Source organism: uncultured Maribacter sp. (assembly GCF_947495965.1).
Classification (GTDB): domain Bacteria; phylum Bacteroidota; class Bacteroidia; order Flavobacteriales; family Flavobacteriaceae; genus Maribacter_B.
This window is the reverse complement of sequence record NZ_CANMBB010000005.1, coordinates 281093-305827: the sequence shown is the minus strand read 5'-3', so window position 1 is coordinate 305827 and position 24735 is coordinate 281093. Positions and strand designations below refer to the sequence as shown.

Genomic DNA, 24735 nt, shown 5'->3' with positions numbered 1-24735 from the left:
CTCCTAACTCCTAACTCCTAACTCCTAACTCCTAACTCCTAACTCCTAACTCCTAACTCCTAACTCCTAACTCCTAACTCCTAAGTATATTTTCTCTTCTTTAATGTAAAGTAATTCTTGTTTGTCAAGATTTTTGCGCTGGGATAATTTTTCTTACCATCAGCCATCAGCCATCAGCCATCAGCCATCAGCCATCAGCCATCAGCCATCAGCCATCAGCCATCAGCCATCAGCCATCAATCATCAGCCATCAATCATCAACCACAATCCTCAACCAAAAATTATATTCCATCAATGTTTTCACGTAATGATTTTAGAGCCAAGTGCATTCTTTTTTCAATAGCTTTTACGCTTACACCTTCCATTTCGGCAATTTCTTTATATTTTTTACCATCAATTCTATTTAATAAAAAAGTAGTGCGTTGGTTTTCGGGTAAATTATCTAAGGCGGTTTCTAATTTTTCTTTAAATTGGGTTTCTTCCATTAAAAACTCTGGAGACTCATTGGTGGTGGTTACTACTTTGTCTCTATGTTTTAAACGAACTTTCTCTGCTTTAATGACGTTTAAATATAAGTTATTTGCAACAGTATATACATAAGATTTTGCTTTTGCAGGAACTACTTTACTACAGTTTTCCCATAATTTAACAAAAGCTTCTTGTACAGCATCATACGCTTTTTCCTCATTACCATATTTATAATATATGTAATTAAATACCGTTTTAGAATGAGAAGAAAATAAAGAGCTAAATACCTCTTCTTTACATACGTTGTCCTGTTCTTTATTGCTCAAGGGATTGGTTTTGTGTCAAAGATATTTTAAAAAAATTAAATGGTTAAGTAGGGTATTTTAAAAGTTGGTTGTTTTAGAGTTGTAGAAACAAATAAAAATCCAAATCGTTATGAGAAAGTTTTTTAAAACCACATTATTTGCAAGCGTACTGGCAGTTGCAATATCGTTTACTTCATGTCAAGATGAATTTGAAGAAATATCTAACGGAGAAGAAAACGAGTCAATTACTGCAAGCTCTGCTGCAGCAAAACTTATTACAAATACAGCATCACAAGATGGTTCTTTTGATAATATTGTAGACGGAGTAAGTTGTTTTGCAATAGAATTCCCTTATACTGTTAATGTAAATGGGCTAGAAGTTACTTTAGATTCTAAAGAAGACTTAGTAACTGTAGAAGAATTATTAGATAAAGTAGATATAGACCAGGATATTGTAGATATTATTTTTCCAATTACAATAACACTTGCAGATTATTCAGAAATAACAATTTCTAATAAAGATGCATTACGAGAAATAGCTAAAGATTGTATTGAAGGAGGTAAGGATGATGATATTGAATGTATAGATTTTGTATACCCTTTAACGGTTTTTACGTTTGATGTTAATAACCAACAAACAGGAAACGCCACAGTAGAAAATGATAGACAATTAAGAAGGTTTTTTACAGGTTTAGAAGGGAACCAATTAGTAAGTATGGATTTTCCTGTGACTTTAAAATTATATGATAATACAGAGGTTGTAGTAAATACCAACGCAGAATTAGCGGTAGCTATAGAAAGTGCAAAAGAAGCTTGTGATGAAGATGACGATAATGATCATAATGATGATGATTTTTCTAAAGAGCGTTTAGATGCTTATTTAGTTGCTTGCCCATGGTTAATACATGATGTGCAAAGAAATGAAGAAGACCAAACAGGACAGTATTTTGAATATGCAATGAATTTTGCTGCAAATGGTGCGGTAACTGCAAAAGATAGAGAAGGAAATAGCATTGAAGGAGAGTGGACAACAAGAGTTTCTAATAATAGAGTTTTATTAAAATTAGAATTTACAGCCTTATTGGATTTTTCTTTAGATTGGTTTGTATATGAGTTAGAGGGAGGAAAAATTAAATTATTTGCAGAAGGTGGTAATAAAATTATCATGAAGAAAGCCTGCGATGTTATAGATAAAGACCCAAACACATTGCGAGGAGTATTAAAAGAATGTAGTTGGATAATTAAAAAAGTAAAAAGAGATAATCAAGAGTTAGATCGTTTATTAGGATACGAATTTAATTTTATGGCAGATGGTGTAGTTACCTTAAGTAGTGGAGAGGTTTCTTCGGAAGGAACATGGGAAATAACACTTAATGCACAAGCAAGATTAGTAATGGCTATAACAATGGGTAATGAGCCTGGTGTTAGCTTTGAATGGCCTTTGTCTGACCTTAGAGATAATCGTTTAAAATTTGAAATTCCAGGAACTGGTTATGAACTTATTTTAGAGAGAAATTGTGATAATGATGTAAATGATGAAGATGTAGTATGGATAAGAGGTTTATTTAACGATAGCCTTTGGGAAGTTGCACTTTTTTCAGAAAACCAAGACCCAAGCGAAGCGTATGCAAATTATGAATTTTCTTTTAGTACTAATGGAAAAGTAACCGTGTATAATCCTAACCAAGTTGAGGTAAGTACAGGAAGATGGTTCGTATATAGAAATAGCGAAAATAAGTTAGAAATGATTATAACCTTTGGTGCAGATAGTAATTTTTATCCTTTAGCTAATGATTATATAGTCTTAGAAGTAGAAGAAAATAGATTAGAACTAAAACATGAAAACAGCAATGGAGGATATGACCACCTTGTTTTAGAGAAAAAATAAACCTTTTTACCCCACATTTTTTAAGAAAAGCGCCTATTTTAACAATAGGCGCTTTTTGTATCACATATTTTTGCCTGTAAACTACCCACTTACAGTGGATATTCTTAAATTTGCCTTCCCTGTTAATATAGTAAGAAGATGTTTGATAATTTAAGTGAAAAGCTAGATAAAGCACTCCACGTCTTAAAAGGACATGGTCAGATTACAGAAATAAACGTTGCAGAGACAACTAAAGAAGTGCGAAGAGCACTATTAGATGCCGATGTTAACTTTAAAATAGCAAAAGAATTTACCAATAAGGTAAAAGAAAAAGCATTAGGTTCTGATGTACTTACCACATTACAGCCTGGCCAATTAATGGTTAAGATTGTAAAAGATGAATTAACTGCATTAATGGGTGGTGAGACCGAAGGAATTAATCTTTCAGGAAAACCAACAATTGTTTTAATGTCTGGTTTACAAGGTTCTGGTAAAACCACTTTTTCTGGTAAACTAGCAAATTTCTTAAAAAAGAAAAAGTCTAAAAAACCTTTATTAGTAGCGTGTGATGTATATCGTCCTGCGGCAATAGACCAGTTGCATGTAGTTGGGGGGCAAATAGAAGTAGATGTTTATTCGGATAAAGATAATAATGATCCAGTTGCCATTGCACAAGCAGGTATTGCACAAGCCAAAGCAAATGGTAACGATGTGGTTATTATAGATACCGCTGGTCGTTTAGCGGTAGACGAAAAAATGATGGAAGAAATATCTAACATTCATAAAGCTATAGAACCACAAGAAACTTTGTTTGTAGTAGATGCTATGACAGGGCAAGATGCTGTAAATACAGCAAAAGCTTTTAATGATATTCTTAATTTTGATGGAGTTATACTTACGAAGCTAGATGGGGATACTCGAGGTGGTGCAGCAATATCTATTAAGTCTGTTGTAGATAAGCCAATTAAATTTATTGGTACAGGAGAAAAGATGGAAGCTATAGATGTTTTTCATCCATCTCGTATGGCAGAACGTATTCTTGGAATGGGAGATGTTATTTCTTTAGTGGAACGTGCGCAAGAGCAGTTTGATGAAGAGGAAGCAAGAAAAATTCAAAAGAAAATTGCCAAAAATAAATTTGGTTTTGATGATTTCCTGAAGCAAATTCAGCAAATTAAAAAAATGGGTAACATTAAAGATTTAATGGGAATGATACCTGGTGCTGGTAAAGCATTAAAAGGGTTAGATATAGATGATGATGCTTTTAAACACATAGAAGCTATTATACATTCTATGACCCCAAGTGAAAGATCTACACCTTCTTCTTTAAATGCTAGTCGTAAAAAACGTATTGCAAAAGGTAGTGGCCGTAATATCCAAGAGGTAAACCAATTATTAAAGCAGTTTGACCAAATGAGTAAAATGATGAAAATGATGCAAGGCGGTGGCGGTAAAAAGATGATGCAAATGATGGGTAATATGAAAGGAATGCGCCCTTAAAAAAAAACATTAACTATATATAGGTGTTGTTAACACACCTTTTTTAAACAGTATTTTGCAAGAAAATGGAATTACTAGACGGTAAAAAAGTATCAAACGAAATTAAAGATGAAATTGCTGCTGAGGTAGCAAAAATGAAAGAAAGAGGCGAAAAAGTGCCACATTTAGCTGCTGTTTTAGTAGGTAACGATGGGGCTAGTTTAACTTATGTAGGAAGTAAAGTTCGTTCTTGTGAGCGTATAGGTTTTGAATCTACTCTAGTGCAATTACCTAGTACCACTTCGGAAATTGAATTACTTAATAAAATAGAAGAATTAAACCAGAATGAAGATATTGATGGTTTTATTATTCAATTGCCATTACCTCCTCAAATAAATGAACAAAAAGTTTTACTAGCGGTTGATCCAGATAAAGATGTAGACGGTTTTCATCCAACTAATTTTGGTAAAATGGCGTTAGATATGAGTACATTTATTCCAGCAACCCCTTTTGGAATTTTAGAATTACTGGAGCGTTATAAAGTAGAAACACAAGGGAAACATACCGTAGTAATCGGTAGAAGTCATATTGTAGGTCGCCCAATGAGTATTCTTATGGGCAGAAAAGGTTGGCCAGGAAATTCTACTGTAACCTTAACGCACAGTAGAACAAAGAATATTACGCAAATTATATCGCAAGCAGATATTGTAATATCGGCCCTAGGAGTTCCTAACTTCTTAAAAGCAGAAATGGTAAAAGATGATGCTGTAGTTATAGATGTTGGTATTACACGTGTACCAGATGAATCTAAGCCTAGAGGATACCGTATTACTGGAGATGTAGATTTTGAAAACGTAAGTAAAAAAGCGTCTTTTATAACTCCTGTACCTGGCGGAGTAGGACCCATGACTATTGCAATGTTACTTAAAAATACATTGTTGGCAAGAGAAAGACATAGAGCTTCTAAAGCATAAATAATTTTTAAAATTTATAAAGCCCTAAGGATTTTCTTAGGGCTTTCTTTTTTATGGTATAAGAGTTATTTCTAAGTACTTTCCTTTAAGATTATAGGTGTATTGTATTAAAAAGTAAAGGTGCTATATTTTAGCTTTGCTTTGAGTGTTTTATAAAAAGCAGCAATTACATGTTAAAGTTTAGTAAAGAATAGTATTTTAAATTTTTTTTGTTGCAAAAAGGAGTATCTTTTTATGATAAAAATATATAAAAATGAAAACTCTTGTAGCAATAGTAATTCTTTGTTTTGCAATGACTATATCTTGTTATAGCCAAACAGGAAAAGTTTATGATGAACTAAAAATGCCAAGTAAAATATTAAAAGGAGAACGTAAATATGCGGTTTATTTACCTCCAGATTATGACACTTCAGAACGTAGCTATCCGGTACTTTATTTATTGCATGGAGCAGGGGATGACCAAACAGGCTGGATACAGTTTGGAGAGGTGTTACGCATTACGGATGAAAGTATTAAAGAAGGTATTGCAACTTCTATGATTATTATAATGCCTGATGCTAATACTGGAGAAAGAGGGTATTTTAATGCAGGAGATTGGAAATATGAGGATTTCTTTTTTGAAGAATTTATGCCTTATGTAGAGAAAAAATATCGAATCAAAAAAGAAAAAAGATATAGAGCTGTAGCAGGATTGTCTATGGGAGGTGGCGGTAGTTTTATGTATGCACTTCGCCATCCAGAACTATTTTCTTCTTCTTGTCCATTAAGTGCTTATGTGGGACCTTTAACTATAGAAGATTTAAAAACACAAATAACAAGGATGGGTAAATCCTATACAGAAGAAGAGATACAAAGCTATTTTGAAAATTATAATGCTTTGAATTTATTAGAATCTAAGCCTGTTGAGCAAATAAAATCTGTTAAGTGGTATATAGATTGTGGTGATGATGATTTTTTGTACGAAGGGAATAGCTTAGTACATATTGCCATGAAAAAGAAGGGCATTCCACATGAGTACAGAGTTAGGGAAGGCAAACATAGTTGGGTATATTGGCGATCTGCATTACCTAGTGTATTAGAGTTTGTTTCCAATACTTTTCATCAAAATTAATTTTATGGAGACGCTTTTTTCTAATAAAGAAATAGTAAAAGAATAGTACCCAGCTATTTTTTTATGCTAATGATGGTGTTACAGAGTTTAAATTGTGAGTACTTATTCTTGTAAAAAGTCTATAATTTGGTTATTAACCTGTTCTTGGTGCATAGAATGCCCAAAACCTTCTGTGGTTATGAATGTACTATTTTTCCAATTTTCATGCACATTTTTAGAATCTATATACGGAGCAATTTTATCTAACTTATCATGAAATAAAAGTCCTTTTTTTGTATTTGTTTGCACATACTTAGCTGTAGAAAATTCAGGAACAGTAAAACCAAACATATCTTTTATATGGGCTTCTAAAGATTCTAGAACTCTATTGTTAAATTGTAATATTGAGCGGTAGTTGTTCATAAGTTTATAAAACTCTGAAGGAGAACCAATAGTTACTATTTTTTCTATAGAAGTACTTTGGTTTATATATTCATTATATAAAATTGTCATTCCGCCTAAAGAGTGTCCTATTAAATGTGTAGGAGTATGTAACTGTATTATTTCTTGTAATACTTCTGCGTATAAGGGTACATGTAAATATTTACCGGAAGAATGCCCATGCCCAGGAGCATCAAAGGAAATAATATTATATTTTTTTTCTTGTAATTTTTTTAAAAGATTTCGCCATCTAAAGGTGTTGCTCTCCCAACCATGCACAAGTAGTATTGTTTCGCCTTCCCCAGGCCAATGGTATGTTTGTATGTTATGATTAGCAATAGAAAGCTTTTCCTTTTTAGCATTTTCTAAATATTCTTGCTGTTGTGGTAATACTTGACCTTTACGAACTGTACAAAAGAAACTAAAAACTTTCTTAGTAGCTCTCTTTTTAGAGAAAAAGGAATATATATTAAAATACTTCCCATAGGCTAAAGGTATAATTTTATATAAAAGTTTTTTCATATTGGTTACAATTAGTAACTTACTCTTGTTAGGAGAGTTAAAAGTACAAATTCATTTTATCATTTTTCAATGTTACAAATAACATATTAGGTATGGAAAAAGAAACTATTATTGATAATCAGCGTGTTAAGACCGAAAAAAAATTAAAAAAAATGTTTGGGCATATAGATTATCGTAATCCGCCAGAGTTATGTACTATTCGCGATGTGCTTTCTTTATCTTCCGATAAATGGAGTACTCTCATTATTTTATATTTAGGGTACTTTCCTGTTCTTCGTTTTAATAAATTAAAGAAGTATGTGTACGGTATCTCTAATAAGGTTTTAAGTGAACGTCTTAAGGCTTTGGAAACTTATGGGTATTTGCATAGGAGAGTATATGCTGAGGTTCCTATTCGTGTAGAGTATAGTTTAACAGAATTTGGTCAAAATTATGTAGAGAAATTACTAGAACTAACCGAATGGATGCAAAAAAATAATCCTATGATTATAGCAAATAAAGATAAGTTTCAGATAAAATAAGGATTAAGAATCCCAACCAATCATCATATATTTTATTTTAGCAATATCTGGTATTTGTACCGCCTCTATATTCGTATTATTGTAGCGTAAATTTTCTGGTAATTCTTTTTTGTCTATTGTAAAATATACATCGCTATCTTTTATTAAAATTAATACGTTATTTAAAGAGGTAATTACCTTACGGATAGTGTACTTTTCTTTTATATCTTTAAATGTGCTATTAATGCCAATACCAGTAGCAGTAGTATAGCGAGGGTCTTTTATTTGTACGTTTTCAATAGTGGCAATACTGTCTGTATTAGGGGTTAAGATAAGTAAATGTTTACCTCCTTTTTCAAAAATATTTATTTTACTAGCACCTCTTCCAAAATTACCTCTTATCGTATCGGTTACTATAGAGTCTTCAGTATATATTAACTCTAAATCTCTTATAAGACTTTCTTTTTTAAGTTTACCAACTTGCTCCTCTGTTATAGAAAAGGTTGGGTCTTTTTCTTTTTTACACTGAATGGTAAATAGTATAGAAAATAGAAATATAAATTTTAATAAATTTCTCATAATACTTAACGGATAACTTTTTTAAGAACCCCTAAAACACCACGAATAAAAGTGGCGCTAGTTAATACTTTTATTACAGGATTTTGCCTAGTACTAGCTCTTCTTGTTGTTGTCTTTTTGGGTTTGTCCTTTTCTTTTTCGGCTTCTTTCTCTGCTTTTTCTATTTTTTTATTTAAAATTTCATAAGCACTTTCACGGTCTATTTCTTCATTGTATTTTTTAACTAAAGAAGATTTGTTAATTACTTCTTTTAGTTCTTTACTAGTAAGAACATCCATTCTACTCATTGGAGCTCTTAAAAGAGTTGCAGCAAGTGGTGTGGGTCTTCCTTTCTCGTCTAAAGCAGATATTAATGCTTCTCCTATTCCTAAAGAGGTAAGTACTTCCTTAGTATCGTAAAAATCAGATTCCGGGTAATTTTCTGCAGTAAGTTTTATTGCTTTTCTATCTCTAGCTGTAAAGGCACGTAAAGCATGTTGTACTTTAAGTCCTAATTGCGATAATACTTCGTTTGGAACATCGGTAGGGTTTTGGGTAACAAAATATAGTCCAATTCCTTTAGAACGTATTAGTTTTACAATACTTTCTATTTGGTCTAATAGTGCTTTAGATGCTTCTTTGAATATAAGGTGCGCTTCATCTATAAACAAAACTAACTCTGGCCTGTCACTATCTCCTTGTTCTGGAAAGGTAGCGTATATTTCAGCTAAAAGACTTAACATAAATGTAGAGAATAGTTTTGGTTTATCCTGTATATCAGTTAATCTTAAGATATTTATATATCCTTTTCCATTTTCATCAATTCTAGTTAAATCTTCTACGTCAAAAGATTTTTCACCAAAAAATAAATCTGCTCCTTGTTGTTCTAGCTCTATAATTTTACGTAAAATAGTTCCGGTAGAACTGGTAGAGATTCTTCCGTAATCTTTAGTAAATTCTGCTTTACCAGAACCAGTTGCATATTGTAATACTTTTTTAAAATCCTTAAGATCTAGTAATGGTAATTTATTATCGTCACAATATTTAAAAACAACAGCTACAATACCAGTTTGTGTTTCTGTTAAATCTAATATTCTAGAAAGCAGTGTAGGGCCAAATTCAGATACGGTAGCTCTAAGTTTTACACCATCTTGTTCCGATAAAGAAAGTATTTCTACAGGAAAACCTTTGGCATTAAAAGGAATTCCAATTTTTTCATGACGCTCCTCAATTTTAGCATGCCCAGGACTTGGTTGTGCCAAACCACTTAAATCCCCTTTTAGATCCATAAGCATAACAGGAATACCTTTTTCAGATAGGTTCTCGGCCAAAACTTGTAACGTTTTAGTTTTACCAGTACCTGTAGCACCAGCAATAAGACCGTGTCTGTTTAATGTTTTTAGAGGGATTTTTACTAGTGCATTAGTTACTGCTTCGTTTTCTAACATTGCAGCACCCATGGTAATAAAATCTCCTTTGGTAGTATATCCTTTTTCTATATGAGCAAAGAATTCTTCTTTGGTAGCCATGAAAATTATTTTTTATAAAAATAGGGGATTTTTAGGCAATTGTAAAGTCTGTTTATATTCTAATTAACACTTTATTCCTTTAAGTTCTGGTATTTAGTGTCTTATTTGCTTGTATTTTTTTGTTAAACCTGAGAAACTACATATTATGCGTGCTACATAAATTATTTATCTAAGAAGTTAAATGTATCTTTGCCAAATGATAAATGAGGATGTATTAGCATTGGTAAATAAAGGAGAAATGCTTCCTTTAATGGAGGAATTTTATACAATTCAAGGAGAAGGTTTTCATAAAGGAACCGCTGCGTATTTTATACGTGTTGGTGGGTGTGATGTTGGTTGCCATTGGTGTGATGTAAAAGAGAGTTGGAATGCAGAAACGCATCCGCCTACAAAGATTGATGGTATTGCAGAGAAGGCTGCAAAATATTCGGATACTATTGTGGTTACTGGTGGAGAACCATTAACATGGGATATGGGACCAATAACAAAAGCATTAAAGGCTAAAAATTTGCAAACCCATATAGAAACTTCTGGAGCTTACAAATTATCTGGAGAATGGGATTGGATTTGCTTATCACCAAAAAAAAATAAATTGCCTTTTGGAGAAATTTATGATAAAGCGCATGAGCTAAAAGTTATTGTGTATAATAAGCACGATTTAATTTTTGCCGAAGAACAAGCGGCATTAACGAATAAAGACTGTATTTTATATTTGCAACCAGAATGGAGCGTAAAGGATAAAGTTGTTCCTCTTATTGTAGATTATGTAATGCAGAATCCAAAATGGAAAGTTTCTTTACAAACGCATAAGTATTTAAATATACCTTAGTTCCTAAGTAATTAGTCATGAATCATGATTCTTGAATCTTGGCTCTTGAATCTATTCTCTTTATTCTATTTTCTTTTCTCTCTTTTTCTAAAGTAAAATAGTTCTTATTTGTCTAGGTTTTTAAGTTGAGATATTTTTTTTCCATCAACCATCAACCATCAACCATCAACCATCAACCATCAACTACCTTCCTCCGTTGGCTTGTAAATCACGTATACATTCTATACCTAAATTTTGCGCTTTAGACTTACTTGTTAAGCTCTTTTCTAAACTGTTTAAAAGACTAACACCATCTAATCTGCAGCCAGCATGTAAACTTTGGGTGTAATTTTTAGAACTTTTGTTGGTTTGATTAAAAGATAATTCTGCACGCATTAAACAACCATTTGTAGTACAATGATTTAGAGCTTCTGAATCTTCATGCGGATTTACCATTTTTGTTTTTAAAGGACTTTCCGGTTCATTCTCAAAACCTAAATTAACAAGACCAAATAAGTGCCCAAACTCATGATTAAGAGTTGCTGTTTCTATATCTTCATCTGTAATAAAAAAACTTCTTGCAGATAATTTTTTTATGGTTTTTTCATAAATAACCATAGAAGTATTTCGGTACACCGCTCCTAGAGTAACTAGATCTTCTTCCTCATCATCTTCATCAGAAGGGGCATCAGTAAAAAAGATATAAAAAGCTAGAGTTTTTCCATTATTATATGCAGTTCTATTTTCCTGCTCTAGTTCATTTATTTCTTCTAAGGTCAGGGTTTCTTCCTTCAGAGAGCTTAATTCTTTGTACATAATTTCTATAGTACTTTTAAAAGAATGTTCCTTTAAAAAAAGCACAAAGTTATCCATTGTTGCATCTGTAGGTTTAAAGTTTTTAACATATGCAACTTCTATTAAAAGTTTATCAAAATTGGCGTTAGATAAAATATCATTTGCAGATTCTCCAGAACCCTTTAAATTACCAGCTTTGTTTACAGGCTTTTCTTGAGATTCGTTTTCATTATCAGATTTTTTAGAACAAGAAATAAGGAAACCTAAAAGTAAAATAAGACTTAAAAAACGAAGCTCTTTCATGTAATAGTATTAAGTGTATGTATAAAGTTGTAACGATCTGTGTATGCTTACTAGTATTCTAAAAGTGTTAAACGTGCTAAAAAATCATAATGCTCCCCTTCAAAAACTAGCTCGCAATTTAAGTTATTATAATTAGCTGCTCTTTGTAGCGTGTTGTAATCTAAGTAAAGCCATGGAAATGTTTCACTTTTTTTGCCCTTATATTCCATATAAAAACGTACCTCGCCATAATATTCTATCCCATCAGGGATCCAATAACCGCCATCTTCCTCATCATTTTCATACATATAAATAATATCACTAGAATCTAAAAGTATTTGTCCGCCTGGGTTTAATAAAGATTTTAAATGAGAAAAAAAGGAGTCTAATTGGTTTACTTTTTCGGCAATACCAATACCATTCATTAGTAAAAGAAGGGTGTCAAATTTTTGGTTTTTTAAATCATATAAATTAGTGCAAATAGCATTCTTTATACCTCTAAGTTTGCAGGTTTCTATGGCACCTTTAGAAAAATCTATTGCAGTCACGTCTATACCTTTTTTTTGAAGTATAAGACTATGGCTACCTGCACCACATCCAATATCTAAGACATTGCCTTTGCATAGCTTTAAAGCATGTTTTTCTATAGGAGGCATTTTTTTATAATCTCTAAATAAATAAGGTAGTGGTAAAGTATCTTCTTCCTCTAAAGATAAATGTGTAATTATATCTTCGGTATACTTACCATTTTGATATTCTAAAAGTGCCTGCCCGTAAATATCATTATCCATTATATTTGTACTTTGTAACAAAAGTGAGATTTTTTATGCATTTTAAAAAGAAACCCATGCAACAGTTAAAATATATTTTATTATTTATGATGAGTATTCCTGTATTTGTTACTGCTCAAGAGAAGAGTACTGCAGATCTGGTTTCTAATTATTTAGAGGTAAATGGTTCTATGGGACAATATAATTATGCTTATGATGAGTTATTAAAAATGTTGAAAGGTAGATACCCAGAGAACAGTACTAATACGCAAGGTTGGAAATATTTAAAAGAAAACAAAACAAAAGCCGTAAAGGAAATGAAATCTTTGTTAACTCCTATTTATGAAGCCAATTTTACAAAGGATGAAATTACTAAAATGCTTGCATTTTATACAAGCGCTACTGGAAAACAATTAATTACAGACAGGTCTAAAATGAATCCGGCGCAGAAAGAGAAACTAAATACATTTTATAATTCTGAGGTTGGAAAAAAAATAATAGAAAAGCAACCTATTCTAGGGAGTGAAATTTCTAAAGCTTCTGAAAGTTGGAGTAGAGATTTGTATGAAACTGCTTTAAGCTTATTAAAATAATGGAGCAGTTTCTTAAAGAATTAGGAAAAAAGGCAAGTGAGAAACAAAATGAAAATAAAAAGTTTTTTACCAAACTAAAAAAGAAACCGCCTAAGAATTTAGATTATGTAATGCAGGAATTACATGAGGAAGAATTTAAAAAAACAGATTGTTTAGAATGTGCAAATTGCTGTAAAACCACCGGGCCTTTGTTTACAAATGCCGATGTAGAACGTATTGCAAAACACTTTAGACAAAAACCACAGAAATTTATAGAGAACTATTTACGTATAGATGAGGATAATGACTATGTTTTACAACAAGTGCCTTGTACTTTTTTAGGAGCAGATAATTATTGTTCTATTTATGATGTAAGACCTAAAGCATGTAGGGAGTTCCCGCATACGGACCGTAAAAAGTTTCAGCAAATAAGTAATTTAACTATGAAAAATGTTGCCATTTGTCCGGCCGCATATAATATTGTAGAAGAAATGAAGAAGCGAATAAAATAAGCTTACGAATAGATAAGATGCTTTTTTCTTATTTTTTTAAATTTATCAATGGCTGGTTTCCACGTTTCTTTAATCTCTTCTTCTGTTTTTTTGGCTTCAATTTGTTGTTGTAACTTCTCGGTTCCGGCGTGTTTTGTAAATCCGCTTTTTAGAAAAATTCCCTTTTCTGTACGTGCATTATTATACGCATCAATAAGCCACTTTAAAGTAACCTCATTCATAGTAGTAATATCAGAAAGGTCTTTTCCGTAGCACTTTGTTCCGTTTTCTTTTGGGTTTTTGGAACCAAAATTAGGTCTTGGCCAAAATTTAAAGCTATACTGTGTACTATCTAAAAAAGAAGCGCCATAGCGTTGAAATTGAAATTCAGTTCCTCTTCCTGCATTTATATTTGTTCCTTCAAATAACCCAAGGCTTGGATATAAAGCTATAGAAGTTGCATTGGGTAAATTAGGAGAAGGGCGTATAGGTAAATTATAAGGCGTTTTATGCGTCCAGTTTTTAATAGGAATTACTTTTAAATTAGCTTTTACACCATTGGTAAGCCAACCTTCTTCATTGATCATTTGAGCATATTCTCCAATTGTCATTCCATAAACTAGCGGAATTTCTGTCATTCCCAAAAAACTAGTATGCTCTGCTTCCATAGTAGGACCATCTATGTAATGTGCGTTTGGATTAGGACGGTCTAAAACTATAATAGGAATATTATTTTCTGCACAAGCTTCCATAACTAATTGTAGTGTGGCAATGTATGTATAAAAGCGAACACCAACATCTTGAATGTCAAACAGAATAATATCTAACCCTTTTACTTGTTCTTTGGTGGGTTTTTTATTTTTTCCGTAGAGAGATAGTATTGGTAAGCCTGTTTTTGTATCAACCCCATTTTTTACTTTCTCGCCAGCATCGGCCTTACCACGAAAACCATGTTCTGGAGAAAAAACGGTATTAATTGTTATAGAATGGTTTATAAGGGAATCTACTAAATGTGTATAACCATTTTCTTTAAATATTACGCTAGTTTGGTTAGCAACTACGCCTACTTTCTTGTCTTTTAGTAAAGGAAGGTAATCTGTAGTGCGGTTTGCCGCAACAAGGATAGAGTCTTTTTGGGTGTTTGCAACGGCTAAATCTTTATTATTTTTGTTAGAATCGGATGTTTTTCCTTGGTTTCCGCATGCAGTAAATACAAAAAACCATAATAAAAATGTACTTTTGATACTTGGTAAAAACATCATAATTTGAATTTAGAATACTTTATAGCTAAACGACTTATTAAAGGTAAGGAGCATAAAATTAGTATATCTGCGCCAATAATAAAAATTGCAATTGCAGCAATTGCTTTAGGCGTTATTATGATGTTAATTGCTATTGCAACAGGGGTAGGACTTAAGCATAAAATAAGAGAAAAAATCACCGCTTTTAATGGTCATATTCAAATTTATAATTATGACAATAACGCTTCTGAAGTTTCTGTAGTTCCTGTTTCTTTAGAACAAGAATTTTATCCAGAATTTAAAAATATTTCCGGAATTTCTCATGTGCAAGCTGTAGCAACTAAAGGAGGTATTATACGTTTAGAAGATACTTTTGAAGGAATTATAGCTAAAGGTATAGGAACAGATTTTAATGGAAACGTATTTAAAGAATACATTATAGAAGGGGTTATGCCCAATTATAATGGAGATTTAAATAACGATGCTCTTGTTTCTAAAATAATGGCCAATAGACTACAATTAAAAATTGGAGATACTTTTCCTGCAATTTTTTTAAAAGATGATGATCCTTCTAAAATACCGAACCAAAGAAAATTTAAAGTTGCCGGTATTTATGATAGTGGTTTTGAAGAGTTTGATGGCACGTATATTTTTGTAGACATACGCCATATTCAACGAATGAATAAATGGGAAACAAACGAAATTGGTAATTTTGAGGTTTTTTTGGATGATTTTGATACTATAAAAGAAAAAAGTAATGAAATTTATGGGCAAACTCTTTCCAATTTAGACACCCAAAACATTACAGATAAATACTATAAGATTTTTGAATGGATTGGTTTATTTGATTTTAATATTGCTATAATTATTGGTATTATGATACTAGTTGGCGGTATTAATATGATAACAGCATTATTAGTTTTAATATTAGAGCGTACCCAAATGATAGGTGTTTTAAAAGCACTTGGTTCTAGTAATTGGAGTATTCGTAAAATATTTTTATACAACGCTGCTTACTTAATTGTAGTGGGGTTATTTTGGGGTAATTTAATTGCGTTAGGTTTTTTATGGGCGCAAGAAAAATACCATCTTTTTAAATTCCCAAATCCTGAAGAATATTATATAGAATACATACCTGTACACTTAGATTTTTTTAGTGTCTTTTTATTAAACATAGGAGTGCTTTTATTGTGCTTACTTATGTTGCTGTTACCTTCTTATATTATTACAAAAATTTCTCCTGTAAAAGCTATAAAATACGAATAGACCATTTAGGAGTTTCTCAAAAGTATAAATTTAAGAAATTTAAAAAAATACGAAATACATTAAGTTTTGTGTTTTTTGTAATTAAAAACACATGGAATTTGTAAAAATAGAATAATAATCGTAAATTTTATTACAATTAGATGTTGTCTTATTTAAAAGTACAGGTGCTTTAATGGTATTGTAAATACTATATTAAATAATTGTTACCCTACAGTTTAGTGTTTGAAATTTTAGAAAATAAGGGGGACTTTTAGTATATAATAATTTTGATTTATTTTTAGAAACCTCATAAAGTTGTAATTCTAGATAGTTGTTAAATAGAGGCTTATAATTTCAAAAATTAGTAAAGGAAAATTAATTGAAAAGTAATTAGTATTTTTTTTCTCAGTTTAAAAAACTGTAGGTATTTTTGAAAGAAAATTCTTATAAAATACATCTAATTAACACTCAAATGTGGACTTTAAATTTGTAATATGGTAAAGCTTATTTTAGGAAATCAGATTGTAAAAATTGATGCAGGAGAGTTGGTTAGTTACCAAGTAGATGGCTATGAGGTAATACACCAAAAGGGAAGTCCAGGATGGCGAAATTCAGATACAGAAATGTTTCCAATTATAGGGCCAACAAATGAAGCTTGTTTTAAAGTAGAAACACCAAAAGGATTTGCAACCCAAGATCAGCATGGTCTATTACGAGAAATGGTTTATGGTCGTATGGAGGTAACCTCTACTATGGCAACATTTAAAAAAGAATATTTTCCAGGTAAAGTTGTTAAAAATTCAAAATATCCTAGTAAGTCTAACGTAGAGTTTTTGTCCTGGCCTTATAATTTTAGTTTTTTTAAAGTCTTTAAGTTATCTGATGCAGGACTAGAAATAAAATTTAAAATTAGTGGCGATAAAGGAATGCCATATATGTTAGGGTATCATCCTGCTTTTAAACTTCATTCTAATGCCCCAGAAATTGATGCAAATAATACAAAAGTTACGTTGCCAGAAGTTATAAAGGCTGGTAGTAGGGCATTACCTATATTAGATTGCGATACAATAACTTTAGTGGATGAAAAAAAAGTAGAGATAAAGACACAGGGATTTAGTAATTTTATGCTTTGGACTGAAGTATCTAATATGCTTTGCGTGGAACCTATATCTTTTTACCCTTATGCTGTGTCGCAAGATGATTTACACAATGGGTTTAAAACGCAAGAAGCAAAGGAAGATACTTTTAAAGTTACAATAAAAGTATTTTAAATTATATAAATTGATTCGTTACCAAAAAACATTCTATTTCTTCTTTTTAATTATTGTTTTTTGGAGCTGTAGAGATAAAGTTTCAGAGAAAACAGTTTCTTTATCAAAGGAGGCTGATACTATTCTATTTTCGGCATTACCCAGAACGGTAAAAAGTCCTATAAATAATAAACAGACTAAAGACAAAATTGCCTTAGGTAAGTTGTTATTTTATGACCCTATCTTATCGGGTAGTAAAGATATTGCCTGTGTAACTTGTCATCATCCTAGTACAGGCTATGCAGAGTTTTTAGACGTTTCTATAGGTACTAACGCCAAAGGTTTTGGAAGCAAAAGGGCATTTAATTTTCCCAATACGATACCATTTGTAAAAAGAAATGCGCATACCGTTTTAAATACTGCTTTTAATGGGATAGGACAAGATGTAGACTATGACCCAGAAAATGCGCCTATGTTTTGGGATATAAGGGCAAATAGTCTAGAAGGGCAAGCTTTAATGCCAATAAAAACACTGGAGGAAATGCGAGGCCATAAATTTACAGAAGAAACTATTCTGCCAGAAGTAGTAAAAAGGCTGAAGCAAATTCCAGAGTATAGAAAGCTTTTTAAAAATGCTTTTAATGAAGAGAACGCCATAAGTAAAGAAAATTTAGGAAAAGCAATAGCCTCTTTTGAAAGAACTTTGGTAGCAAATAATTCTAGGTTCGATCAGTATATGCGCGGAGATGAAAATGCCATGCTCTTATCAGAAAAAGAAGGCTTTTCTCTTTTTAAGCAAGTTGGGTGTGCTAATTGCCATAATGGCCCAATGTTTTCAGATTATAAAGAACATGTTTTGGGAGTACCAGAAAATCTAAAAATTAAAGAGATAGATAGTGGAGTAAATAGAAGCTATGCTTTTAGAACGCCAACATTGCGTAATCTTAGATTTACTGCTCCTTACATGCATAATGGTAGTTTTTTAAGCCTTAAGAAAGTGTTAGAGTTTTATGAAGATATTTCTAATAAGAAAACAACAAATAAAAATGTACCTCCAGAAAATTATGACCCTTTTATTAAGCAGTTAGATTTGTCTGTAAAAGAAATGTCTCTTATAATATCTTTCTTAAATACGTTAAACGATACAGATTTTGATAAAGAGATTCCAGAAAAAGTTCCTAGTGGTTTGCCAGTAGGAGGAGATATTAAGTAATCGTTTTCGTAGAATAGCTTAACTTTGTAAAATGTATAAATTTTTTCCATTTCAGCAATGGTTAGGAACCTACAAAAAAGCATACTTATCTAAAGATATAATAGCTGGGCTCACTGTTGGTATTATTCTTATTCCGCAGGGTATGGCGTATGCTATGATTGCTGGTTTGCCACCTGTGTACGGTTTATATGCGTCTTTACTACCAATACTAACATACGTTTTTTTAGGAACATCAAGACAAGTAGCAGTTGGACCTGTTGCTATGGATTCCCTTTTAGTAGCTGCCAGTTTAGGAACTTTGGCTATTACTAGTGTAGAAAACTATATTGCCATGGTAATTGTTCTTGCATTTTTAGTAGGAGCAACACAAATACTATTAGGTGTTTTTAAAATGGGTTTTTTAGTAAACTATTTATCAAGGCCTGTAATAAGCGGTTTTACTTCTGCTGCAGCATTAATTATCATTTTTAGTCAAATAAAACACTTACTAGGAATAAAAGTAGAAAGAGCCACCTATTTTCATGAGTTGTTAGTAAACGTTTTTTCTAAAATTTCGGAAACAAATAAGTATGATTTCTTAATAGGAGCTTTAGGAATAGTAATAATTATTCTCCTTAAAAAAATAAATAAAAAAATACCATCTATACTTATAGTTGTAGTGATAGGAATTATAGGTGTTTACTTCTTAAACCTAGAAAGTATAGGGGTTAATCTGGTTGGTAAAGTGCCAAGCGGTTTACCTTCATTTAAAATGCCAAATCTAAGTTTAGATGTGTTGACAGATTTGTGGCCAATGGCAATAGCATTAGCAATGGTAGGATATTTAGAAGCTATTTCTATTGGTAAAGCTATGGAAGAAAAAACAGGGGAAGAAACTATAGATGCTAATAAAGAATTAATAGCAATTGGTTCTTCTAATGTAATGGGTTCTTTTTTTCAGGCATACCCTGTTACAGCAAGTTTTTCTAGATCGGCTATAAATAGTGAGGCTGGAGCAAAAACTAATTTAGCGGCTTTATTCTCTGTAATAATGGTGGTGGTAACATTACTTTATTTAACACCAGTATTTTATTACCTACCTAAAGCAGTTTTAGCAAGTATAATAATGGTTTCGGTATTTGGATTAATAGATTTAGAATACGCCAAAAGGTTGTTAAATCATAGAAAAGATGAGTTTTTAGTATTAGTAATTACCTTTTTAATAACACTCTTTATAGGTATTAAAGAAGGAATATTAGTAGGGGTTTTAATTTCACTTTTGTTAATGGTATACCGTACCTCTAATCCACATTTTGCAGTGTTAGGTAAAATAAAAGGAACCGACTATTATAGGAATGTTAATAGATTTGAGGAAGATGTTGTTTTACAGGATAATTTATTAATAATTCGTTTTGATGCGCAATTATATTTTGCAAATGCATCCTATTTTAAAAAAGAAATAGATAAATGTATAAATGCTAAGGGAGTAAATTTAAGAGGTATTATTTTAAATGCTGAAGCAATTAATTATATAGACTCTACTGCGGCTAATATGCTAAAGAAACTAATAAAAGAATTAGAAGGTAAGAATATAAACTTTTATATAGCTGGTGCTATAGGACCTACCAGAGATATTTTATACGCAAGTGGTATTATTGAGGTTTTAAAAAGAGAAAACTTATTTGCAAAAACAAATGAAGCTGTAATGCATTTTAATCATCCAAAGATAGAAACAGGCTTAGGTTTTAAAATAGCCCACCAGAATAAGATGAACAGTGACTAATGTTACAAAAGAAGATGAAAGTAATTTATAGTTTTGTTAAACTAAATATAGAGTTATGAAAATAGAACAAATTTATACTGGCTGTTTAGCACAAGGAGCTTACTATATAGAAAGTAAAGGAGAAGTAGCAATTATAGACCCACTTAGAGAAGTAGCGCCGTATATTAAAAAGGCAAAAGAAGCAGGCGCAAGCATAAAATATATTTTTGAAACCCATTTTCATGCAGATTTTGTTAGTGGTCATGTAACCTTGTCTAAAGAAACTGGAGCGCCAATAATTTATGGTCCTACAGCAACCCCTTCTTTTGATGCTATAATAGCGAAAGATGAGCAAGAGTTTAAACTTGGAGATTTGGTAATTAAAGTTTTACACACTCCGGGGCATACTATGGAGAGTACAACCTATTTAATAAAAGATGAAAAAGGTAAGGACTATGCTATTTTCTCTGGAGATACTTTGTTTTTAGGAGATGTTGGTAGGCCAGATTTAGCACAAAAAGCTGCTGACTTAACGCAAGAACAATTAGCAGAAACTTTGTTTGATAGCTTACGAAATAAAATCATGCCTTTGGCAGATGACGTTATTGTGTACCCCGCACATGGAGCTGGTTCTGCATGTGGTAAAAACATGATGAAAGAAACAGTGGATACACTGGGGAATCAGAAAAAAATGAATTATGCATTAAGGGTAGATATGACTAAGGAAGAATTTGTAAAAGAGGTGACAGATGGATTAATGCCTCCACCAAAATATTTTCCTTTAAATGTAAAAATGAATAAAGAAGGTTATGAAGATATAGATGTTGTTTTAGATAGAGGAAAAACAGCATTATCTCCAGATGCCTTCGAAAATTTAGCTAACACTTCAGGAGCTATTGTTCTAGACGTAAGAACACAGGCAGAGTTTGTAAAAGAGCATGTTCCACGTTCTATTTTTATTGGTTTAAATGGAGATTTTGCTCCTTGGGTTGGCGCTTTAATAGCAGATGTAAAACAACCCATATTACTTGTTATACCAGAAGGAAAAGAAGAAGAAGCGGTAATACGTTTATCTAGAGTTGGTTTTGATGGTACTATTGGGTATCTAAAAGGAGGTTTACAAAGCTGGAAAGATTCAGGAAAGGATTTTGATACAATATCTTCTGTTGCAGCAGCAGATATTGAAGATATTTTAAACGCCCCTAATACACCGGTTTTTGATGTTCGCAAAATTGGAGAATACCAGTCAGAACATGTTAAAAATGCAAAGCATACGCCATTGAGCGATTTAAATAATTATTTAAGAGAATTTCCCGAAAAGGAAACTTTTTATGTACATTGTGCAGGAGGCTACCGTTCTGTTATAGCTGCGTCTATTTTAAAAAGTAGAGGTATACATAATTTGGTTGATGTTGCTGGTGGGTTTGCTGCAATTAAAAAATCTAATATCGAAGTATCAGAATTTGTGTGCCCCACTACTTTATAGTTATTAACGATTTATAAAATAATACAACCTTTAAAAATTTAGTTTATGGAAAAAATAAGTGTAATAGCAATAGCATTAGTAGCTTTTTTAGTTATAAACTTTTTGTATTCTAAAGTTCTTAGAATATATGTTAAAAATGAATTTGGAAGAAAATGGCTAACCATTTGGGGAAATAAAGTTTATTTCTGGCAAAGTTCCATATTTGTTAGTTCTGCAGGAACATTTTTAATACTGTATTTATTTAAATAAGTGTATTCTAAAATTATAAAAAATACGAACTGACATATATCATATTTTTAAAGACTTTGCTTGCGTAATTTTATGTAAACAATAAAACTTTAAAAAATGGCACATATTTTTCCGTTAGTAGATTGGTCCAATGGTATTGTAATGATAGGTGTTTTTGGAGTAGTAGTCTTAATTTTAATAGGAGTGTTAGTAGTTTTTATGAATAGCGGTAAAAAGTAGGGTGTAGCTATTTAGCTACCTTATAAATTGTTTCGAATATAAAAAGGATAATAAATTAATACAACATGTATTAATTTATTATCCTTTTTGGTTCTATTTATAAATATTTACTTATATTTATGTAAGAATAAAACTACGTATTGTACACTAAAAGATATATTTATAAGTTATAGTATTGAAGAAAATTAATGGTTAGTGGTTAGTTGATGTCTGTATTTATATATAGCTAATTATAGGCATCAACTTTTTTAAATTAAAAAGAGATATGAATTTTATTTCACTGTATATAGTTCTTATATCCATCATTTTTGTTTTGTGGCTTTTATTTGCGTATCAAATGCTTAAAAAATTTAAAAGGCAGCGTAATTAAATATGCTGTTTTTTAGACGATAAATAAACTACATTATGCGGTTTTTTGTACTTATAACTTTCTATAATTTTAAGTGCATCTAGATTATTCTTTTGCGGAATAATAAAAGACTCTAACTCTTCTATATTATTTATTTGTTCTTCTATTGGAATAAAGGCATACCCTTTATATTGGCCTTCCAAAACAGCTATTATTCCAATCTCATCTTTAGTTCTTCCTTGTTCTTTTATAAAATAACTGTCATTAGAGGTTTTTAAATCCATTAGAGCTAATTTTACCCTTTCATTATATTGTATTGTTGTTTCTTGTTGTTTGCAAATACCGTTACATTTTTTAATTTTATAATGGGAACAGTGTGCAATATTCTCTTGTAAATGGCAATACTTAGGGCATAAATTATACCTTTCACATATTTTCTCTAATGCAAGCCTACAGTCTGTAATACTATAAAAATGTTGTACTGCTTTTGGAGCAGATTTTATTTTATTAAAAGCAATATGTAAAATGCCGTTACGGTCTTCATAACTAAAAATGCCATATTGTAATGCAGTTCTTTTTTGCGCTCTATTGTAGCTTGGCATTTCTTTTTTTATAGCGGCAGATTCCATTAATAATGCTATAAGTTCGTTACCAGAAAGCTTAAAATCTAAATGTGCAGTTTTGGAACACATTTCAATTTCTTTTGTTGTTTTATTATAAAAGTGACTTAGAACTCTTTTTTTTATAGCAATGGCTTTTCCAATGTATATACTTATATTTTTTTCATTTTTAAAATAGTAAACACCCGCTTTATTGGGTAGTTTATTAAATTCTTCTTTAGGTAGGGCAGCAGGTAATGTGTTTTCTTGAGACCTAGAGTTTAAAAAAGAATTAAAAACATGCGCTGCATTTTTAGCATTTAAAAGCTTTTTAAAAAGGAGTAAAGTTGCGTGGGCATCTCCTCTAGCTCTGTGCCTATTACTAAGAGGTATTTCTAAAGCAGTGCATAATTTTCCTAAACTATAAGATTTTAAGCCAGGAATTAGTTTTCTGGATAACCTAACAGTACATAATTTTTTTCTGCTAAAAGGTATTCCAATATGCTGTAATTCATTTTTAATTACATTATAATCAAACCCAACACTATGTGCTACAAAAATGGTGTCTTTTGTAATCTCTATTATTTTTGAAGCAATTTCTTTTATGGTAGGTGCATTACGAACCATAGTATTATCTATGCCAGTTAGGCTAGTAATAAAATAAGAAATTTCACATTCAGGATTTACTAAACTTGTATACTCTTCTATAATTTCATTACCATCATATTTAAAAATAGAGATTTCGGTAATTTTATTTCCTTTAATTCCATTTCCCGTAGTTTCTATATCAATTATGGTATACATGCTATATTTCTTATGAGGAAAGTTATGAAATATATATGTTTTCTTGCAAAACTCTATGAAAGAATATTAGACTTAATCTATAATCCCATTCTTTTTACAAAAAGATAAAACATCATCTATAGAATGTGATTTAGCTTTTCTTAGAATATTTTTTCGATGTGTTTCTACCGTTAATTTACTAAGAGATAATTGGTCTGCAATTTCTCTTGATGTATTTTTTTGTTCAATTAAATGTATAATCTCTTTTTCTCTTTTGGTATAAAAGTTAGTATACAATTTATAAATTACTTTCTTAAATTCAATTAAGTCTAGTTCATTTGCTTGAAAATTCCACTCTACACGATCATGAGTTTCTAGAAAAGAAATATCTGTAAGTAAAGAAAAATTACTTATCATTTTACCTTCTTCATCTCTTTCTAGTACAGAAGATTGCACTAAAAGTTTGCAGTATGTGCCATCTTTTTTTAAAAACCTAAAAGAGAGTAATAAATGTGCTTCTTCATTTTGTATGGGAGTATTAACAACATGCATTACTACTCCTTTTGTAATGTTTTTTACAAGTTCTCTATCTTCAGGATGTGTATAGGAAATAATATCTTCTGTATTAAATTCTTCTAATTTGTAACCAGTTAAATTTTCTAGACCTTTTTCGTATACAATACCTCTAGATCTCCAATTTGCAACATATAAACATTGTTTACTATTTAAAGGGAAATTATTAAAATAATCGTAGTCTTCAAGTTTTTTGTGATACGCACCAAAGTTTTCTTGTATATTTTGGCGCAAATCTTTTATTTCCTCATTTTCTCTCATTCGTTATAAACTGGTATTATAGATAATACATTTATAGGTTAAATGTTTTGTTTTTTGGAAATTTGGGGAACGTGT

24 protein-coding genes are annotated in these 24735 nt (G+C 31.2%); 15 read left to right on the top strand and 9 right to left on the bottom strand.

Annotated elements, in window-relative coordinates; all coding sequences use genetic code 11:
• Positions 1-281 precede the first annotated feature (281 nt).
• Complete coding sequence (locus tag Q0820_RS12175; RefSeq protein WP_298487915.1) at positions 282-794, bottom strand: sigma-70 family RNA polymerase sigma factor; 513 nt, start codon at positions 792-794, stop codon at positions 282-284.
• Between the two features lie 109 nt (positions 795-903).
• Here Q0820_RS12175 and Q0820_RS12170 point away from each other — a divergent pair, with 109 nt between their 5' ends.
• The 4 genes from Q0820_RS12170 (at position 904) to Q0820_RS12155 (ending at position 6204) form a co-directional block, all read left to right on the top strand.
• Positions 904-2661: a hypothetical protein gene (locus tag Q0820_RS12170; RefSeq protein WP_298487914.1), complete on the top strand. Its 1758-nt coding sequence runs from the start codon at positions 904-906 to the stop codon at positions 2659-2661.
• Positions 2662-2799: 138 nt separating this feature from the next.
• Positions 2800-4140, top strand: a complete 1341-nt coding sequence (gene ffh / locus Q0820_RS12165) for a signal recognition particle protein (protein ID WP_298487913.1) — start codon at positions 2800-2802, stop codon at positions 4138-4140.
• 65 nt (positions 4141-4205) lie between these two features.
• Entirely contained in the window at positions 4206-5093 is an 888-nt protein-coding gene (locus tag Q0820_RS12160) for a bifunctional 5,10-methylenetetrahydrofolate dehydrogenase/5,10-methenyltetrahydrofolate cyclohydrolase (RefSeq protein ID WP_298487912.1), read from the top strand.
• A gap of 253 nt (positions 5094-5346) precedes the next feature.
• Positions 5347-6204 carry an alpha/beta hydrolase-fold protein gene (locus Q0820_RS12155; RefSeq protein WP_298487911.1) on the top strand — a complete coding sequence of 286 codons (858 nt, stop codon included), beginning with the start codon at positions 5347-5349 and terminating at the stop codon, positions 6202-6204.
• Between the two features lie 102 nt (positions 6205-6306).
• Here Q0820_RS12155 and Q0820_RS12150 read toward each other — a convergent pair whose 3' ends face one another.
• Positions 6307-7146, bottom strand: a complete 840-nt coding sequence (locus Q0820_RS12150) for an alpha/beta hydrolase (protein ID WP_298487910.1) — start codon at positions 7144-7146, stop codon at positions 6307-6309.
• Between the two features lie 92 nt (positions 7147-7238).
• Here Q0820_RS12150 and Q0820_RS12145 point away from each other — a divergent pair, with 92 nt between their 5' ends.
• Entirely contained in the window at positions 7239-7667 is a 429-nt protein-coding gene (locus tag Q0820_RS12145; RefSeq protein ID WP_298487909.1) for a helix-turn-helix domain-containing protein, read from the top strand.
• Positions 7668-7670: 3 nt separating this feature from the next.
• On the opposite strand, the gene Q0820_RS12140 is transcribed toward Q0820_RS12145, so the two are convergent.
• Both Q0820_RS12140 and Q0820_RS12135 read right to left on the bottom strand, forming a co-directional pair.
• On the bottom strand, positions 7671-8225 hold the full coding sequence (locus Q0820_RS12140; protein ID WP_298487908.1) for a hypothetical protein: 555 nt from the start codon (positions 8223-8225) through the stop codon (positions 7671-7673).
• A gap of 5 nt (positions 8226-8230) precedes the next feature.
• A complete protein-coding gene (locus Q0820_RS12135) occupies positions 8231-9733 on the bottom strand; it encodes a helicase HerA-like domain-containing protein (RefSeq protein WP_298487907.1) in 1503 nt (500 codons plus the stop codon).
• Positions 9734-9929: 196 nt separating this feature from the next.
• On the opposite strand from Q0820_RS12135, the gene Q0820_RS12130 reads away from it, so the two are divergent.
• Positions 9930-10562: a 7-carboxy-7-deazaguanine synthase QueE gene (locus tag Q0820_RS12130; RefSeq protein WP_298487906.1), complete on the top strand. Its 633-nt coding sequence runs from the start codon at positions 9930-9932 to the stop codon at positions 10560-10562.
• Positions 10563-10745: 183 nt separating this feature from the next.
• Here the strand turns inward: Q0820_RS12130 and Q0820_RS12125 are convergent, their stop codons facing one another.
• Together Q0820_RS12125 and Q0820_RS12120 are read right to left on the bottom strand one after the other, a co-directional pair.
• Positions 10746-11639 carry a hypothetical protein gene (locus Q0820_RS12125; protein WP_298487905.1) on the bottom strand — a complete coding sequence of 298 codons (894 nt, stop codon included), beginning with the start codon at positions 11637-11639 and terminating at the stop codon, positions 10746-10748.
• A gap of 50 nt (positions 11640-11689) precedes the next feature.
• The gene (locus Q0820_RS12120) at positions 11690-12409 is read right to left on the bottom strand and encodes a bifunctional 2-polyprenyl-6-hydroxyphenol methylase/3-demethylubiquinol 3-O-methyltransferase UbiG (RefSeq protein ID WP_298487918.1); all 720 of its coding nucleotides are present in this window, start codon (positions 12407-12409) and stop codon (positions 11690-11692) included.
• 56 nt (positions 12410-12465) lie between these two features.
• Here Q0820_RS12120 and Q0820_RS12115 point away from each other — a divergent pair, with 56 nt between their 5' ends.
• Together Q0820_RS12115 and Q0820_RS12110 are read left to right on the top strand one after the other, a co-directional pair.
• Positions 12466-12981, top strand: coding sequence for a DUF2059 domain-containing protein (locus Q0820_RS12115; protein ID WP_298487904.1), 516 nt, complete (start codon positions 12466-12468; stop codon positions 12979-12981).
• Positions 12981-13472 (top strand): YkgJ family cysteine cluster protein, encoded by a 492-nt coding sequence (locus Q0820_RS12110; protein ID WP_298487903.1) that lies wholly within the window; start codon positions 12981-12983, stop codon positions 13470-13472. The genes Q0820_RS12115 and Q0820_RS12110 overlap by 1 nt, the downstream gene beginning before the upstream one ends.
• Before the next feature lie 2 nt (positions 13473-13474).
• Here Q0820_RS12110 and Q0820_RS12105 read toward each other — a convergent pair whose 3' ends face one another.
• A complete protein-coding gene (locus tag Q0820_RS12105; RefSeq protein ID WP_298487902.1) occupies positions 13475-14713 on the bottom strand; it encodes a DUF1343 domain-containing protein in 1239 nt (412 codons plus the stop codon).
• A 3-nt stretch (positions 14714-14716) separates the two neighbouring features.
• Between Q0820_RS12105 and Q0820_RS12100 the strand changes: the two genes are divergently transcribed.
• From Q0820_RS12100 to Q0820_RS12070, 7 genes are all read left to right on the top strand, one after another.
• On the top strand, positions 14717-15958 hold the full coding sequence (locus tag Q0820_RS12100) for an FtsX-like permease family protein (RefSeq protein WP_298487901.1): 1242 nt from the start codon (positions 14717-14719) through the stop codon (positions 15956-15958).
• Positions 15959-16431: 473 nt separating this feature from the next.
• Positions 16432-17208, top strand: a complete 777-nt coding sequence (locus Q0820_RS12095) for an aldose 1-epimerase (RefSeq protein WP_298487900.1) — start codon at positions 16432-16434, stop codon at positions 17206-17208.
• Between the two features lie 10 nt (positions 17209-17218).
• Positions 17219-18400 carry a cytochrome c peroxidase gene (locus Q0820_RS12090; RefSeq protein ID WP_298487899.1) on the top strand — a complete coding sequence of 394 codons (1182 nt, stop codon included), beginning with the start codon at positions 17219-17221 and terminating at the stop codon, positions 18398-18400.
• 31 nt (positions 18401-18431) lie between these two features.
• The gene (gene sulP / locus Q0820_RS12085; protein WP_298487898.1) at positions 18432-20162 is read left to right on the top strand and encodes a SulP family inorganic anion transporter; all 1731 of its coding nucleotides are present in this window, start codon (positions 18432-18434) and stop codon (positions 20160-20162) included.
• A gap of 55 nt (positions 20163-20217) precedes the next feature.
• The gene (locus Q0820_RS12080) at positions 20218-21627 is read left to right on the top strand and encodes an MBL fold metallo-hydrolase (RefSeq protein WP_298487897.1); all 1410 of its coding nucleotides are present in this window, start codon (positions 20218-20220) and stop codon (positions 21625-21627) included.
• 45 nt (positions 21628-21672) lie between these two features.
• Positions 21673-21876, top strand: a complete 204-nt coding sequence (locus Q0820_RS12075) for a hypothetical protein (protein ID WP_298487896.1) — start codon at positions 21673-21675, stop codon at positions 21874-21876.
• 96 nt (positions 21877-21972) lie between these two features.
• A complete protein-coding gene (locus Q0820_RS12070) occupies positions 21973-22095 on the top strand; it encodes a hypothetical protein (protein WP_298487895.1) in 123 nt (40 codons plus the stop codon).
• A 366-nt stretch (positions 22096-22461) separates the two neighbouring features.
• On the opposite strand, the gene Q0820_RS12065 is transcribed toward Q0820_RS12070, so the two are convergent.
• Together Q0820_RS12065 and Q0820_RS12060 are read right to left on the bottom strand one after the other, a co-directional pair.
• Positions 22462-23847, bottom strand: coding sequence for an exonuclease domain-containing protein (locus Q0820_RS12065; protein ID WP_298487894.1), 1386 nt, complete (start codon positions 23845-23847; stop codon positions 22462-22464).
• Positions 23848-23919: 72 nt separating this feature from the next.
• Complete coding sequence (locus Q0820_RS12060) at positions 23920-24660, bottom strand: LuxR C-terminal-related transcriptional regulator (protein WP_298487893.1); 741 nt, start codon at positions 24658-24660, stop codon at positions 23920-23922.
• Positions 24661-24735: the final 75 nt, after the last annotated feature.

Coding starts and splice junctions, on each gene's coding strand:
- Q0820_RS12120 (WP_298487918.1), bottom strand. CDS start 12,409: ATGGATAATGATATTTACGGGCAGGCACTTTTAGAATATCAAAATGGT.
- ffh (WP_298487913.1), top strand. CDS start 2,800: ATGTTTGATAATTTAAGTGAAAAGCTAGATAAAGCACTCCACGTCTTA.
- Q0820_RS12150 (WP_298487910.1), bottom strand. CDS start 7,146: ATGAAAAAACTTTTATATAAAATTATACCTTTAGCCTATGGGAAGTAT.
- Q0820_RS12115 (WP_298487904.1), top strand. CDS start 12,466: ATGCAACAGTTAAAATATATTTTATTATTTATGATGAGTATTCCTGTA.
- Q0820_RS12145 (WP_298487909.1), top strand. CDS start 7,239: ATGGAAAAAGAAACTATTATTGATAATCAGCGTGTTAAGACCGAAAAA.
- Q0820_RS12075 (WP_298487896.1), top strand. CDS start 21,673: ATGGAAAAAATAAGTGTAATAGCAATAGCATTAGTAGCTTTTTTAGTT.
- Q0820_RS12155 (WP_298487911.1), top strand. CDS start 5,347: ATGAAAACTCTTGTAGCAATAGTAATTCTTTGTTTTGCAATGACTATA.
- Q0820_RS12095 (WP_298487900.1), top strand. CDS start 16,432: ATGGTAAAGCTTATTTTAGGAAATCAGATTGTAAAAATTGATGCAGGA.
- sulP (WP_298487898.1), top strand. CDS start 18,432: ATGTATAAATTTTTTCCATTTCAGCAATGGTTAGGAACCTACAAAAAA.
- Q0820_RS12060 (WP_298487893.1), bottom strand. CDS start 24,660: ATGAGAGAAAATGAGGAAATAAAAGATTTGCGCCAAAATATACAAGAA.
- Q0820_RS12130 (WP_298487906.1), top strand. CDS start 9,930: ATGATAAATGAGGATGTATTAGCATTGGTAAATAAAGGAGAAATGCTT.
- Q0820_RS12065 (WP_298487894.1), bottom strand. CDS start 23,847: ATGTATACCATAATTGATATAGAAACTACGGGAAATGGAATTAAAGGA.
- Q0820_RS12125 (WP_298487905.1), bottom strand. CDS start 11,639: ATGAAAGAGCTTCGTTTTTTAAGTCTTATTTTACTTTTAGGTTTCCTT.
- Q0820_RS12135 (WP_298487907.1), bottom strand. CDS start 9,733: ATGGCTACCAAAGAAGAATTCTTTGCTCATATAGAAAAAGGATATACT.
- Q0820_RS12110 (WP_298487903.1), top strand. CDS start 12,981: ATGGAGCAGTTTCTTAAAGAATTAGGAAAAAAGGCAAGTGAGAAACAA.
- Q0820_RS12160 (WP_298487912.1), top strand. CDS start 4,206: ATGGAATTACTAGACGGTAAAAAAGTATCAAACGAAATTAAAGATGAA.
- Q0820_RS12140 (WP_298487908.1), bottom strand. CDS start 8,225: ATGAGAAATTTATTAAAATTTATATTTCTATTTTCTATACTATTTACC.
- Q0820_RS12070 (WP_298487895.1), top strand. CDS start 21,973: ATGGCACATATTTTTCCGTTAGTAGATTGGTCCAATGGTATTGTAATG.
- Q0820_RS12105 (WP_298487902.1), bottom strand. CDS start 14,713: ATGATGTTTTTACCAAGTATCAAAAGTACATTTTTATTATGGTTTTTT.
- Q0820_RS12080 (WP_298487897.1), top strand. CDS start 20,218: ATGAAAATAGAACAAATTTATACTGGCTGTTTAGCACAAGGAGCTTAC.
- Q0820_RS12170 (WP_298487914.1), top strand. CDS start 904: ATGAGAAAGTTTTTTAAAACCACATTATTTGCAAGCGTACTGGCAGTT.